General features: G+C 34.9%; 13 protein-coding genes. All 13 read right to left on the bottom strand.

From position 1 onward, the window contains the following. Nucleotides 1–143: 143 nt before the first annotated feature. The gene (holA, locus tag Q5O73_RS07020; RefSeq protein WP_021953812.1) at nucleotides 144–1127 is read right to left on the bottom strand and encodes a DNA polymerase III subunit delta; all 984 of its coding nucleotides are present in this window, start codon (nucleotides 1125–1127) and stop codon (nucleotides 144–146) included. Between the two features lie 45 nt (nucleotides 1128–1172). Then, a complete protein-coding gene (locus Q5O73_RS07025; protein ID WP_302669343.1) occupies nucleotides 1173–3575 on the bottom strand; it encodes a DNA internalization-related competence protein ComEC/Rec2 in 2403 nt (800 codons plus the stop codon). 12 nt (nucleotides 3576–3587) lie between these two features. After that, the gene (locus tag Q5O73_RS07030) at nucleotides 3588–4574 is read right to left on the bottom strand and encodes a GerMN domain-containing protein (RefSeq protein WP_118589354.1); all 987 of its coding nucleotides are present in this window, start codon (nucleotides 4572–4574) and stop codon (nucleotides 3588–3590) included. Beyond that, the gene (locus Q5O73_RS07035; RefSeq protein WP_021953809.1) at nucleotides 4575–6029 is read right to left on the bottom strand and encodes a cell wall metabolism sensor histidine kinase WalK; all 1455 of its coding nucleotides are present in this window, start codon (nucleotides 6027–6029) and stop codon (nucleotides 4575–4577) included. It abuts the gene before it with no gap. A gap of 4 nt (nucleotides 6030–6033) precedes the next feature. Then, nucleotides 6034–6720, bottom strand: a complete 687-nt coding sequence (locus Q5O73_RS07040) for a response regulator transcription factor (protein WP_021953808.1) — start codon at nucleotides 6718–6720, stop codon at nucleotides 6034–6036. A gap of 13 nt (nucleotides 6721–6733) precedes the next feature. Next, complete coding sequence (locus tag Q5O73_RS07045; protein WP_021953807.1) at nucleotides 6734–7336, bottom strand: ComEA family DNA-binding protein; 603 nt, start codon at nucleotides 7334–7336, stop codon at nucleotides 6734–6736. A 98-nt stretch (nucleotides 7337–7434) separates the two neighbouring features. Beyond that, nucleotides 7435–7863, bottom strand: coding sequence for a DMT family transporter (locus tag Q5O73_RS07050; RefSeq protein ID WP_302669344.1), 429 nt, complete (start codon nucleotides 7861–7863; stop codon nucleotides 7435–7437). Between the two features lie 51 nt (nucleotides 7864–7914). Further along, nucleotides 7915–9255, bottom strand: a complete 1341-nt coding sequence (locus Q5O73_RS07055) for an ATP-binding protein (RefSeq protein ID WP_302669345.1) — start codon at nucleotides 9253–9255, stop codon at nucleotides 7915–7917. A gap of 1 nt (nucleotide 9256) precedes the next feature. Beyond that, on the bottom strand, nucleotides 9257–9943 hold the full coding sequence (locus Q5O73_RS07060) for a response regulator transcription factor (RefSeq protein ID WP_302629194.1): 687 nt from the start codon (nucleotides 9941–9943) through the stop codon (nucleotides 9257–9259). Nucleotides 9944–9975: 32 nt separating this feature from the next. Then, a complete protein-coding gene (locus Q5O73_RS07065) occupies nucleotides 9976–11619 on the bottom strand; it encodes a Na/Pi cotransporter family protein (protein ID WP_302629193.1) in 1644 nt (547 codons plus the stop codon). Nucleotides 11620–11798: 179 nt separating this feature from the next. Next, the gene (locus Q5O73_RS07070) at nucleotides 11799–12980 is read right to left on the bottom strand and encodes an aspartate aminotransferase family protein (RefSeq protein WP_302669346.1); all 1182 of its coding nucleotides are present in this window, start codon (nucleotides 12978–12980) and stop codon (nucleotides 11799–11801) included. A 9-nt stretch (nucleotides 12981–12989) separates the two neighbouring features. Next, nucleotides 12990–13919, bottom strand: coding sequence for an acetylglutamate kinase (gene argB / locus Q5O73_RS07075; RefSeq protein ID WP_021953801.1), 930 nt, complete (start codon nucleotides 13917–13919; stop codon nucleotides 12990–12992). A gap of 31 nt (nucleotides 13920–13950) precedes the next feature. After that, nucleotides 13951–15010, bottom strand: a 1060-nt coding sequence (gene argJ / locus Q5O73_RS07080; protein WP_302669347.1) for a bifunctional glutamate N-acetyltransferase/amino-acid acetyltransferase ArgJ, incomplete at its 5' end; no start/stop codon positions are given.

Here is a 15010-nt window from a genome sequence, read left to right on the forward strand (position 1 = left end):
TAATTAAGGCCTCCTATAATAATAAATTTTATCATAGAAGGCCTATTAATTATATTTAAATATTTAATTTACAGAAAAACTTTCACACTCTCGTTTTTTCACTTGTGTTGAAACAACGGTCTCTTATTTTTTTGTTTTATTTACTATCTGCTTTTTCTGCTGTACTTAACTAAAAGCATTTCCACCCCTATATTTTCATCCATGCGTCCTGATTTTATTAATTCTTCCGTACTTATACTTTCTGCCAGCCCTGCCTTAAGCTCCGAAACCGTAAAGTTTCTGCTTTGGGAAATGCTCTTAGATGCTATAAATCCCTGAACACCCATAGCTCCTGCTATTTGCTCTTTACTCATACCTCTGGCAGATAAATCCTTTGCCTGAAGAATAAGATTAAACTGTCTGCTTATCATAAACAGTATTCTCATAGGTGGCTCTTTTTCTGCTATAAGTTCATAATAGCAGTCTAATGTTTTTTGCTGATTTTTTACGGATATGGCATCTATCATATCAAAAATTCTCACATTTAACTGCTTAATGCACACTGCATCAATATCATTTTTATTAATAACATTTTTGTCATAGGCATAACTTATAAGTTTTTCAATTTCCTGTGACAAAATTTCCATATCTGTTCCCACATTAGCAATAAAATACGCCATGTCAGCCTTTGTTATCTTCTTTCCATTGTAGTCAAAAATTTTGGCAGCCCACACTTCAATATCCTTTTCGCTCTGGCGGTTTATTTCGCATATATATCCGTTTTTCTTTACTGCCTTATACATTTTGCTGCGCTTGTCCACGTCCTGCTCCACAAAGAGAAAAATGGTAGTTTCAGGAATTTTATCCATATACTCAGCCAACTGTTCTCCACCGGTTTTAAACAAACCTGACTGCTCTAATACAATAAGTCTGTACTTTGCAAAAAAAGGAAATGTTTCAGCATTATCAATAACTTCATTTATGTCAATGTTTTTTCCCTCATACAGGGCTAAATTCATTGTATCTTCCCCTGCTATTGCCTTAATAAGCTGATTTTTGTAGTTAAGCTTAAGGTATTCCTCTTCTCCGCAAATTAAATATGCATTTTTGAAATTTCCACTTTTAATATCCTGTGCTAATGTTTTCACTTCTTACCTCTGCCATTTTTTATTAAACTATGTAATATCTTACCTTTAATTCTTCATAACGTCAATTTCCATATTATTTTCCTTAGAAAAAATCTCTATCTCACCGGATAAATCCGTCCGTAAAATCTTTGAATTTAAACTTTTAAGCTTATTTATGGTTTCAGTCCCCGGATGTCCGTAACTGTTATCTTCCCCTACAGATATAACAGAATACGCCGGCATCACTTTTTTTAAAAATTCCATATCCGAAGAATATTTTGAGCCGTGATGTGCCACCTTAAGAATTGTATAGTTATTATCTATTTTATTTATAATGCTTTTTTCTATTTCTGCCGGGATATCCCCGGTAAACAACGCCGAAAAGTTTTCATATTTCAAGCTTAAAACTGTTGAATAATCATTTCTGTTATCAGATATATATTTCCCATCAGGATGAATACATTTAATTTCCACTTTGCCCAATTTCATAGTGTCTCCCTCTTTTATGTATAACACCTGTATTCCTTTTGTTTTTGCTGCTGTAAGTAATTCATCATATGCTTCATCCTCATAGGAAACATGGGGCATTACCAGATTTCTGATTGTCAGACCGTTTTCAGTATTCATATTTAGAATTTCTTCTATTCCACTTATATGATCCTTATCGGCATGAGTTATAACGGCATAATCAATAACCCCTGTACCTGATGCCTTTATGCAGGGAATCATTCTGTATTTAGCCACATTTTTTACATCACTGCTTCCTCCATCTATTGTTATGGTGGTACCATCATCTGCCTTTATAAAAATTCCGTCTCCCTGTCCCACATCCATAAACTGAATATCAAGTCCTTTTGATGGTGTATAATAAATAAAAAATCCTGATAAAATACTTATTCCAATAACAGCCAGACGTATTTTAAAATCGAATTTTCTCTGCTTTTTCAAAATTATCTGACTGCTTATGACTTTCTTACCATTTTCATCAATCATCTCTTTTATATTGCAGTCTTTTTCGTAATTCTTTCTTACCAGTGTAAAACAAAACAGGAAAAATACAATCACCATGTAATATAACACTATGATCTTTATTGTCGGTTTTCCCACCACAATCACCGCTCCCGGTATTTTAAGAACATTTTCACATAGAAAAGTATAAACTTCTAATATAAGACACCCCGGTGTCAAGGCAGTTTTTCCCATTAAAATACTAAGAAATCCCATACCGCTTCCTGCTATCGCCGATATTACCACTATTCCCAACAGTGGAACCACGATAATGTTTAACATAAACGAATATGTCGGCAACTGGAAATAATTATATGCAATTACAGGATTCATAAATATTCCTATGCACAAACTAAAAACAATACTGTTGGCTATTTTGGATTTGATGTTTATTAAATAAACCACTTTAGGCCAGATTATGGTTATGGTAATCATGGCACAAAAAGACATTTGAAAGCCTGAATTAATAATTATAAAGGGATTATCTGCTAACAGAATAAGTGCCGATAAGGATATGGCTGTAATGTAATCATACTTTCTTCCTAAAATTTCTCCTATTAGTTTTAAAATAAACATCACGAATGCTCTTATGGTGGCAATTCCCATGCCTGATGTTATGGCAAATAATGTAACAACTGCTATGGTCAGGGCAGAAGACGTTGCAAAGGAAAATCTTTTTCGAAGCAGGCTATATAAAAACATACCAATTAAGCTTATGTGCAAACCACTAATTGCCAAAATATGGGCTATTCCCGATAAAGAATACAAATCCTTTATTTCCTGATCCAGTTCTGTCTTATCTCCCATAAGAATTGCAGAAAAAATTCCTGCCTTATTACCATACAACCACTTATCTTTCCCATTAGTATCACATAATTTTGAAAACATCCCTACAACATATTCCCTTAACGTACAAAGCTTATCTCTTAAGAAATCGTAATTATCATCTGACACATAATACTCTTTTACTGCTATTTTGGTTGTAATTCCAATGGATAAATAATACTTTTTGCTGTCAAAATTTCCTTTGTTACGGGCAACTTCAAACTGCTGAATTTTCCCCTTTAAATATATCTTATTTCCTATTTTTAAATCAGGTTCTGATTGAAAATAAGCAATAATATTTCCACACTCCCTATTATTAATTAAGGCATTTTTCAAATATACATTATAGCCGTACTGTGTTTTTAATATTTTATCAACACTTCCCTGACCTTCCCCCTCTATATTGCCTAACTTCCATGCCACATCCCGCTGTAACATTTTATTGTTTGTATTTAAAAAACCTAAAGAAATAAACAAAAAAATCACCACAAAAACACCTACATGCTTTTTTGTAATGATTTTTATAATAACCATTATTAAAATAACCGGTATAAAAACGGCTATGTTTAATTTTAAAACAGCTATTACCTCTCCAAGTACAAAGACCAATAACAACACAAAAATCGGTCTTTTCATAACTGTCTCCTATTAATTATCTAACTTTAATTTAGTAGTATCTTCCTCGCTTTCAATTAAATCAAGGTTCCTGATAAAAGGCTCTGATAGAGATATATTATTGTGATATTCTAACATTGCATCACCGTTGATACTTATCTGGACTTTGTGAATTTCATTTAGTCCAGATAAAGAATTTACTATAGAATATATAACTAATGTATCTGACACTGTGCTTTGCTCGTTTAAAAAGCTTTCGTCAAAATCTACATAACAGATATTGTTTGCAGTCATAACATTAACCGTCTTTATCTTATTAGAAAGTGTAGCTACATACCCTTTCTTCTTTGGTCCTCTGATTAACTGTTCCACAATAAACTGTTCCTTTGACTTTTCCCCATACTTAGCATTCATAAGCTTGTATTCCTTAAGCATATTACCCTTTTTATTAGCAAAATATAAAACAAAATCCGCTGTGGCATGAGTATTGGTTCCACCCCCTAAATCTGCCACGAAATCTGATGCCTTCATTGTGCCCACAAGACTTCCGTCCTTTTGTCTTAAAGGTGCATCATTTACGGTAAATGCCACATAATCTATACCTTTTATCTGTGTTAATGTAAGTACCATTGCTGAGCGGCACAATACCTCCCTGTCAGCAGCCAACATGGAATATTCTTCTGAAAAATTAATTGTGGCAATTCTGTCAGTAATATCGTATCCGTTAATTTTAACCTTTTCAGGTACTGCCGCAGCTTCCCCATCCTGCTTACCATTTTGGGTTAATTTTTCAAGACATTCCTCCGTCAGCTTAGCAGTATCCTTTTGAGTTAATGTAACCCTTTCATTAACAAGTTTCTTTTTATCCAAATCAACATAATAAATTCTTGTACCTGTAGTTGCACTTTTTCTGCTTTCTCCACAACCTGCCAAAACCGCAACGGCAGCAATGCATACTACTAATAACATCATTATTGCTTTTTTATTTAACTTATGATTTTTCATATATTTACCTGCCATTTATGGAATATACTTAAGAGGAATTCTAACAGTAAAGGTAGTACCTTCCCCTTCTTTGCTGTGAATCTTTATGGAGCCATGGTGCTTAAGCACTATATCCTTTGTAATTGCAAGTCCCAGTCCTGTTCCTCCGGTTTCTCTCGACCTTGCCTTATCCACTCTATAAAATCTGTCAAATACCCTCTTTTGGTCTTCCTCTGATATACCAATTCCGGTATCTGTAACCTTTAAATAAAAATACTGATGATCCGAGTTAAGGGATGCCGTCACAGTTCCGTCAGTATTATTGTACTTAATTGCATTCTCCACAAGGTTTGTTGCCACACTGGCAAATTTTATCTGATCTACATCAGCAATAACCGGTCTGAAACTTTCAAACACAAGTTCAATGTTTTTTGCCTCTGCAATAGGCTTTAATCTCTTTAACACAGCCTCTAATATTTCATTTATATTTACTGATGAAATATTAATTTCAATATCCTGCTTTTCTAATTTTACCAATTCCAGCAAGTCTGTAATAATGTCATTTTCCCTGTCAATTTCCTTACATATATCCTGGAGAAATTCCTGATATAATTCTTCCGGCATTCCCTGCTGACCTATGAGAGATTCAGCTAAAACCTTCATGGAAGTAATTGGAGTCTTTAATTCGTGGGATACATTAGATACAAATTCCTGTCTTGTTTTGTTTTGGGTATTCATTCTGTCTACAGTCTTTTGGAATCTCTCAGTAACCTCAACCACTTCAGAATAATCTCTCTTACGCTTATTAATTTCCTTTCCCTTAGAAATATTTTCAATATTATCCTGAACCCTCTTTAACGGTCTGCTAAATAATCCTGAGCACATCCATGCCAATACAAGGGCTAAAACTGTCAAAATGCAATCTACCATAACAGTGTATCTTTTTATTTTGTCACCATATGTATCCACATCTGCAATTGAATAATTAATATACAACGCCCCAATTATCTTTGATTTGGTTTTGCCCCCTGAATCCGGTGCGGTACTAACAAGAGGTATGGCAAACTCCACATATTGCTCTTTTAGATTCTTAACATATATATTCTCGCCATCTATACACTTCAAAACACTGTCCGAAATACTTGTTTTTCCGATTTCGCTACTGTCTGTATCCTTTAAAATGGTATATTGTCTGTTAATAATCTCAATTCTGCAATTATACTCTTTAGACAATTGTTCAATCTGGGTATCTACAATTTCAGACTTTAAATTTTCAATATACCCTTCACTTATAATGCTGTTTTTAAGCATTGTATTATTAGACTTAAATCTGTCTATCTGCTTGTCGGTATATCCGTTAATAGCCATAACCGCAATGAACACACTAAGCAGTATTGCCGGAATCATTACGGATACAGCTACAATCATAAACACTCTGAATTTTAAACTTTGAATACTTCTTACAAACCTGCTAACTGACTTTTTCTTCATTTAACTAACCCTGAAAATAATATCCCATGCCCCATTTAGTATGAACATACTCTGGTTTTGCCGGATTTTCCTCAATCTTTTCTCTTAACCTTCTTACATTTACATCAACAGTTCTTGCATCACCGGGATACTTTGACCCCCAGATAATAGTAAGTAACTGCTCTCTTGAGTATATTTTTCCCGGATTTTCAGCCAAAAGCTTTAATATATCAAATTCCTTAACAGTAAGTTTTATTTCAATGTCTTCTATGTACAAGCGCTTTGCTTCAATATCTAACTTCATCTTACCTGAAATAATAACCTTCGGCTCCTGTGGTACACTGACGCTTCTCTTTTTGTTTCTTCTTATAATAGCCTTAATTCTCGCTTTAACCTCTAATATATTAAAAGGCTTTGTAATATAATCATCAGCACCATATTCAAGACCTAAAATCTTGTCCATGTCATCCCCTTTAGCCGTAAGCATTATAATTGGCATATCAGAAAACTCCCTTACCTGCTGGCAAACCTCATATCCTGATAATATTGGAAGCATTAAGTCAAGAAGTACAATGTCATACTCCTTCTCCTTACACTTATCTACCGCTTCCTGTCCGTCATATGCACAGTCCACTTCGTATCCTTCCTGCTCTAAACTGAATTTCAGCCCTTTTACAATTAACTTTTCGTCATCAACCACTAAAGCCTTCATTTATTATCCTTTCTTAATTAGCCGTAATTTCATTACTTATTTTTTTAAACAGCGCATCCCCAATTCCCGAAACCTTCTTTATGTCCTCAATATTGGTAAAATTACCATTTTCATTACGGTACTGTATAATCGCCTTTGCCTTAGCTTCACCTATGCCGCTAAGTCCGGTAAGTTCTGCTACGTCTGCACTGTTAATATTAATCTTTCCTGAACCGGTTTTGTTATCATTATTTTGATTTTTTTCATTAGATATTAACTTTTTGTATTGTTTCTTAGTGATTATATTTATATTCTGGCTATCTGCCACTGTTTCTGCCTGATTAATATAGTCCTTCTTTGCTGCTTTAGTCATTCCTCCGGCTTTTTCTATCACTTCAAATACCCTACTGCCTTGTTTTACTGCATAAACCCCCGGCTTTTTCACTGCTCCCGTAACATACACATACAAATCTTTAGCCTCTGTCGCAATCTCCTGCCTGGTTTTTGTTTCATTTTCACTTTCTAATGAAACACTGTTTTTGTTATTTTCACATCCGGAAAAAACCACTAAAAAAAATAACGTTAAAATGCCAATTACAACTAATGCTGTATATTTTTTATTTAATTTATTAAACATTCATCCTCCTATTGGAGTTTCCCCATGAACGCATATAATATAATTATACAAAATATAAAAAAGTTAGCAACATTCAAATTGAACAATTTTAATATTTTTTATCGGTGAAAAATGTAAATTCCTACAATTGCCACTAAAGCACCTACTAATTTGCTCCATTCAAAACCTGTTTTTTCAACTCCAAACAATCCAAAAACCTCAATAAGATATGCCACTACTATCTGTGAAATTACTATTATCATTACCGCCTGAGCCGGCCCTAAGCTATCCATGCTTTTAATTACCGTTAAAGTAATAAATGCTCCTATAACGCCTCCTAACAGCATATACTTGTTTTCCATTTGAAACATTCCCGCAACATTTTGTTTTCCGGTTATAAACCATGCTATTACGCAAACAAAAAAAGCAGTCAGCTGTACCCACGAATTGGCGGCCCATACACTACTGCTTTTTGTAACTTCTGTATTAAAAACACCCTGAATACTCATAAGTGCTCCCGAGATCAATGCCGTAAAAAATCCCCACATAACTACTCTCCTTAAAACTTAATAGTTATATGATTACCGGATTTTTCTACATTATGCATCTTTTTCATTTTTTGTAAATTCAATGGAAATAACAGTCCCCTGACCTATTTCACTTTTAATCACAATTTCAGCATTATGCTGTTCTGCTATATGCTTAACTATTGCAAGACCAAGTCCCGTTCCTCCTGTTTTCTTTGAACGTGCCTTGTCAACTCTGTAAAATCTTTCAAAAATACGCTCCTGCTCCTTTGGGGCAATTCCTATTCCATCATCCTTTACCCTTAAAATAATCTTACTATCCTTTTCAAACACTGAAACCCACACATGGCCCTTTGGCTTATTATATCTGATGGCATTGTCACAAAGATTATATAAAATCTCCTGAATCATATTCTGATTTCCATAAATAATACAATTCTTTTCTATATCCTTAGCAAGAAGGGTTATTTTATGCTTTTCAGCATGCATTTGTAACATTTCCACACAATTTTGTGCTTCATCACTTAAATCCACCGGAGCCTTTTCCATATTTCCATCCATAACATCTAACTGAGACAATTCAATGATGTCATTAATTAATGATAAAAGTCTGTTAGCACTTTTATGTATTTCACTGGCAAAATGTTTAATATCTTTTTCCTTTGCTATTCCTGTTTCAATAAGTTCAGCATATCCGGAAATAGCTGCTAACGGTGTCTTTAGTTCATGGGACACATTTGCCGTAAAATCCTGTCGCATATTGGCACTTTTCTTCAACGCCTTATGCTGGCTGTGAATTTTGTCAAGAAACGGCTGGATTTCCTCATAACTTTCTAATACCTGATCATCGTCTAAATGTTGAGCCATTTGCTCAATAGGTTCCACCAATCTCTTTGCCAAAAGCTTTGATGCCACAAGACAGATAACTACCGTAAGTAACATTTCTGCCATAAGTATTGGCAAAATGTTAAAGCAGAACTGCCAGATACTTAAAACTTCCTTTGCAACTCTGATAACTCTTCCGTCACTCATTTTTTCCGCATAATAATACGTGGTTTTATCAAGGGTACTGGATTTTCTTTTTGCCTCTCCACTTCCCTTTTCTAAAGCCTCATGAACTTCAGGACGATTTCCATGATTTTCCATGGTTCCAATATCAGCATTGCTGTCATATATTACCTTTCCGTCACTATCAATAACGGTAATTCTCAAATTGTCAATTTGAGGATCAAAATCCTTTTCCACATATTCCAAAACAGCTTCCGTTGATTTTAAAATATGAACGTGGGTTTTCAAGTCCTCCATTACCTGTTCGCTAAACAATCCGTGAAAAACCACAACTGTAATACACATTGTAAGCAACATCATGGCAACAGAAATACTTGTCATTCTTGAATATAATTTCTTTTTCACTCTATCTGTCCTTTCTGTAATTCAATGTATATCCCACATTTCTTACAGTCTGTACTAATGCTCCCTTGTCACCCATTTTTTTTCTCAATGTCTTTATATGCATATCCAGAGTTCTTGATTCCCCTTCATAATCAATTCCCCACACACGGTCTAATATCTGTCCACGCTGAAGGACAATTCCTGAATTTTGCATAAGCATTTTTAATAATTCATATTCCTTAAAAGTAAGTTCACATGGATTTCCATCAATGATAACCTGATGTTTTGCATCATCAAGAACAATCCCCTCAAACTCCAGATTCATGGCAGCATCATCTAAACCTGCCCGCCTTAACACTGCCTTAACCCTTGATATAAGTTCCATTATTCCAAAAGGCTTGGTAATATAATCATCTGCCCCCTGATCTAATCCCTTAACCTTATCCATTTCAGTAGTCTTTGCAGTAACCATTATTATCGGAATCTTTGCAGTGCCTGCACCTGTTCTCAAATCCCTGAGTATGCTTAAACCGTCTCTGTCCGGAAGCATAACATCAAGAATAACCAAATCAGGATATTCAGCCTTTATTTTTTCTTCAAAATCCTTTGCATTTTTAAAAATCTCCACACTATATCCTGCATTTTTCAGTGCGAATTGCTCGATTTCTGCAATATTCTTATCATCTTCTACTATATATATTTTTTGCATCCTGTTCTCCCGGCGAAATTATAAACAGTGTTTTATTTTTTTTCAGGAAGTATTGAGTATGCGATATTTATGGCGTGGTCCGCAATTCTCTCATATCCTATAATCAAATCCGTAAATATAAGACCTGATTCAATGGAGCATTTGCCTGCTGCCATTCTTTCCACATGATCTTCCTGCCAATCTATCTTCATCTGATCAATAGTATCTTCTAATTTATTAATTTCCTCAAAAGTAGAATCATCCTCTTTAACGAAAATTTCTCTGGCTTTTTCAAAAATTTCAATAACCTTGTCATACATAACTTTCAGTTCATTAATTCCATCCGGAGAAAACTCTATCTTCTGTTTTTTCTCCTTTAAGGCATCATCCATTATGTTGACAGCATGGTCACCAATTCTTTCTACGTCAATAATAACATGGAACAGTCCGCCTAAACGTTCCCTGTCTTTTAAAGGGAGATCATATCTGTTAGCACTAACCATATATTCGGTTATTCCATGACTTAAATAATCTATATATTTCTCTCTTTTATATACTTCTTCTGCTGTTTCGTATTTTTTATCAATAAGTGCTTCCGATGCCAGCTTTAAGTTAGTTTCAACCATTTCTGACATTCTCTCAATTTCCTGAACCACTTCAACCAATACAGTAGCCGGAGTTCTTGCACCTGATGTTCCAATAAACTTAAGAATCATTTCATCCTCGTCATGCTCTTCACCCGGTTTTGCGTGAATAACCTTTCTTGATAACTTAATCAGAAGATTTGAGCATGGAAGAAGAATTACACACTGAGCTGTTTTAAATATGGTATCTGCGTTAGCAACAAATCTCTTGAAATTTCCTGCTCCGCTTATGGCAAACACTCCATTTATAACATGTTCCCCTGCAAAAATAAGAATAATTGAAAATACAACAAGTCCTACCACATTAAACATTAAATGTATAAATGCCGCTCTCTTGGCATTTCTGCTGGCTGACATTGCCGCCATAACAGCCGGAGTACATGAACCGATATTTGCTCCTAAAATAAAGAAAAGACATGGCAATGGTTCCACAAGTCCGGCTCCTGCTAAAAGAACCAGAACGCTTACCGTAACTGATGAACTTTGTAATATTGTTGTAACAATTAATGCTGTAATAACAGCTATAACCGGATTGTTAAGTGCTTCAAACAACACATCAAACTGATGAAATTCAGGTACATGCTGTAATGCATCTGTCATAAAATTAATTCCTAAAAACAATGAACCAAATCCGAATATTACTGCGGCAATTTTATCTAATAACGGTTTCTTGAAAAAAGAAAGAATAACTGCTCCAATAAAGATAATAAAAGGTGCCACTGCAGTAAGCTTTAATGATACTAACTGGGATGTTATTGTTGTTCCTATATTAGCACCGAAAGTTATGCCAACAGACTGCCCTAATGTCATAATTCCTGCGTTTACAAAGCCAACTTCCATAACTGTTGTAGCTCCTGATGACTGTATAAATGCAGTAAATAAAGCTCCAAATACAACTGCCTTATATTTGTTTGTGGTACATCTGTTAAGTATGCCACGTAGCTTCTGTCCTGCTGCCTGCTGTAAACTGTCACTCATGTATTTCATACCAAAAAGAAACAGCGCCAGACCACTTAGTAAATCCATTACTAAATTCATCATTGTGTAATCCATAATGTTTTATCTCCTATGCAATGTTAATTTCTAAATTATTTTAATTACATTCCTATACAGAATAGTACCTTAACATTCCTATGTAAAGTCTATGTAAAATTTTAACATAAATTTTACATAAAAACCAGAAAAAAAGAGTGTCAAAGTATTTAAACCCTGACACACTTTCTTAATTACTATTATATACATTCTTTTAGAATATTAATCATTTCATCAACATTTTCTTTTGTTATAATAAGTGGTGGCAATAATCTAAGTACATTTCCCGCTGCTGAAATAACCAGCAGTCCTTTTTCTATTGCCTTGTTAATTGTATCTCCCACAGGTGTTTTTAGAACCAGTCCCTGCATTAAACCTTTTCCACGTCTTAAAACAATATTTTTATTTTCATTAACCAACTCATCCAGTTTTTCCTCCAGATAAGCGCCTACATTTTTTGCATTTTCAAGGATATTTTCTTCCTCATATATGTCAAAAACTGCATTAACTGCTGATGTAACAAGAGGATTTCCCCCGTAGGTTGTTCCATGGTCTCCAGGCACTAAAGAGTTGCAGCATTTCTTTCCTGCCACAAAGGCTCCAACAGGCACCCCGCATCCCAATGCCTTAGCAGATGCGATTATGTCAGGCTTTACATTATAATTCTGAAATGCAAACATTTCTCCTGTACGACCCATTCCACACTGAACCTCATCGCAAATCATTAAAATATCCTTTTCATCACATATTTTTCTGATTCCTTCAATAAATTCCTTATCAGCAGGATAAATACCGCCTTCACCCTGAACAGGTTCTAAAATAATGGCACATGTTTTATCATTTACTAATGCCTTTACACTGTCTAAATCATTATATTCAGCAAACTTTATACCTGAAATCATAGGGCCAAAAGGCTTCTGATAATGCTCATTTCCCGTAAGTGCCAAAGCTCCCATGGTTCTTCCGTGGAATGAATGTCCCATGGCAATTATTTCATGATCTGACTTTCCATCACGGTCATAAGCATAACGTTTTGCCATTTTTAATGCACCCTCTATGGCTTCTGCACCACTGTTTGTGAAGAATGCCTTTTCAAGCCCTGAAGCCTTAACTAATTTTTCAGCTGCTAAAACTGCCGGCTCATTGTAAAACAAATTAGATGTATGCATTATTTTATCAATCTGTGATTTAATTGCATCTGTATATTTTTTATTTCCATAGCCTAAGCTGGCAACACCTATTCCCGATGCAAAATCCAGATATTTTTTTCCATCTGCATCATAAATATACACACCCTTTGCCTTATCCATTACGATTTTATATCTGTTATATGTGTGTACAAAATATTTGTCTCCAAGCTCCATATATTCCTGTGTTGTCATTTTCTTCTCCTACTTTCCTAATTCAGTATCTGTATAAAACTTTTCCTGTTCATCATCTAAAATTGCTGTTCCAATACCTTTGTTGGTAAAGATTTCAAGCAAAATACTGTGAGGTATTCTTCCATCTAAAATATGTACTCTTGATACTCCGTTTTTAATGGCTCCCATACAGTTTTTAATTTTTGGAAGCATTCCACCTGCAATTATTCCATCATCAATAAGCTTTTGTGCCTCTGAAACAGTCATTTCAGATATAACAGATGCTGCATTATCAGGGTCCATGTAAACCCCTTCCGTATCTGTTAAAAATGCAAGTTTCTCTGCCTTTACAGCTTCTGCTATGGCACTGGCAGCATCATCAGCATTAATGTTATATCCGTGGAAGTTTTCATCTAAACCAATAGGACATACGATAGGAAGGAAATCCTTTTCTAACAAATCTAATAAAATATCTGTATTTACCTTTGTAACTTCTCCTACATATCCTATATCTTCTCCTTCAGATAATTTCTTTTTAACTGTTAAAAGTCTTCCATCTTTACCACTTATTCCAATAGCTCTTACCCCTAACTGTTCCACTATCTGAACAAGTTTTTTGTTTACACTGTTAAGAACCATTTCTGCTGCATCTAATGTTTCATCATCTGTTACACGCAAACCATTAATAAACTTTGTATCCATTCCCAATCTGTCAATATGACGGCTGATTGCCTTTCCGCCGCCGTGAACAATAATAGGTTTAAAGCCTACTAACTTTAACAATGTTATGTCCTGAATAACACTTGTCATAAAATCCTCGTCAAGCATGGCACTTCCGCCATATTTTACAACAATAATCTTTCTGTTAAATCTCTGGATATAAGGCAATGCTTCAATAAGAACATCTCCTTTCTCTATCCATTTTTCCATATGTAAATTCTGCTGTCCCTTCATTAACATTACCTTTTGCCTCTCTTCTTCCTTTTTTATATTAACTTCTGTAATCCGCATTAATGCTTACATATTCATGGGTTAAATCACATCCCCATGCCGTAGCTTCATATTCTCCCATTTTCACGTCTGCAATAGCTGTAACTTCGTTTTCTGAAAGAATCTTTGTGGCAACCTCTTCACTGTAATCTGTTGCCATACCATTTTCTACTATCTTGATTTTTCCTGCTTTGCTTTCAAAATAAATATCTACAATGTCAGGATTAAATTTTGCATTAGAATATCCCATTGCGCACAAAATTCTTCCCCAGTTTGCATCATGACCATAAATTGCAGCCTTTGTAAGACTTGAAGTTACGATTGACTTTGCAAGGGTAACTGCCTGTTCCTTACTTTCTCCGTTAATAACTTTAACTTCAAAAAGTGCTGTGGCACCTTCCCCGTCCCCTGCAATTTTCTTTGACAAATAAACATTTACCTCATGAAGTGCTTCCACAAATTTGTAATAATCCTCATCCATAACCATAATGGTTCTGTTGTTTGCCAGTCCGTTTGACAAAAGCAGTACCGTATCGTTAGTTGATGTGTCTCCATCAACAGATACCATATTAAATGTATCTTTTATATCTTCACTTAATGCATGATAAAGTAAATCCTTTGAAATTCTTACATCCGTTGTGATAAATCCAAGCATTGTACACATATTTGGATGAATCATTCCTGAACCTTTACACATTGCACCTATTTTACATTTTTTCCCGCCAATTTCAAATTCAAAAGCAATTTCCTTTGGCATTGTGTCAGTAGTCATTATTGCCTGGGCAGCCATATGACCACCTTCCTCTGTTTCATCCAGTGTTGGAGCTAAAAGTCCTATTCCGTTGACAATTTTGTCCATTGGCAACTGGGCTCCAATAACACCTGTAGATGCCACTAAAACCTCATCCTTCTTTATGTCAAGTGCATCTGCCGTAGCCTGTGCCATCTCTTCACAATACTTCATACCCTGTTCTCCTGTACAGGCATTGGCAACACCACTGTTACATACAACTGCATGTACAAAAGGTGAACAATAAATAATATCCCTATCCCATTTAACC

This window comes from Eubacterium sp. AF15-50 (genome assembly GCF_934835595.1).
Taxonomy (GTDB): Bacteria; Bacillota; Clostridia; order Lachnospirales; family Lachnospiraceae; genus Eubacterium_G; species Eubacterium_G segne.

Excerpts from the sequence above, each read along its gene's own strand:
- Q5O73_RS07030 (WP_118589354.1), bottom strand. The coding sequence starts at position 4,574 with ATGGCAGGTAAATATATGAAAAATCATAAGTTAAATAAAAAAGCAATA.
- Q5O73_RS07025 (WP_302669343.1), bottom strand. The coding sequence starts at position 3,575 with ATGAAAAGACCGATTTTTGTGTTGTTATTGGTCTTTGTACTTGGAGAG.
- Q5O73_RS07070 (WP_302669346.1), bottom strand. The coding sequence starts at position 12,980 with ATGACAACACAGGAATATATGGAGCTTGGAGACAAATATTTTGTACAC.
- Q5O73_RS07045 (WP_021953807.1), bottom strand. The coding sequence starts at position 7,336 with ATGTTTAATAAATTAAATAAAAAATATACAGCATTAGTTGTAATTGGC.
- Q5O73_RS07040 (WP_021953808.1), bottom strand. The coding sequence starts at position 6,720 with ATGAAGGCTTTAGTGGTTGATGACGAAAAGTTAATTGTAAAAGGGCTG.
- Q5O73_RS07060 (WP_302629194.1), bottom strand. The coding sequence starts at position 9,943 with ATGCAAAAAATATATATAGTAGAAGATGATAAGAATATTGCAGAAATC.
- Q5O73_RS07035 (WP_021953809.1), bottom strand. The coding sequence starts at position 6,029 with ATGAAGAAAAAGTCAGTTAGCAGGTTTGTAAGAAGTATTCAAAGTTTA.
- argB (WP_021953801.1), bottom strand. The coding sequence starts at position 13,919 with ATGTTAATGAAGGGACAGCAGAATTTACATATGGAAAAATGGATAGAG.
- Q5O73_RS07065 (WP_302629193.1), bottom strand. The coding sequence starts at position 11,619 with ATGGATTACACAATGATGAATTTAGTAATGGATTTACTAAGTGGTCTG.
- Q5O73_RS07050 (WP_302669344.1), bottom strand. The coding sequence starts at position 7,863 with ATGTGGGGATTTTTTACGGCATTGATCTCGGGAGCACTTATGAGTATT.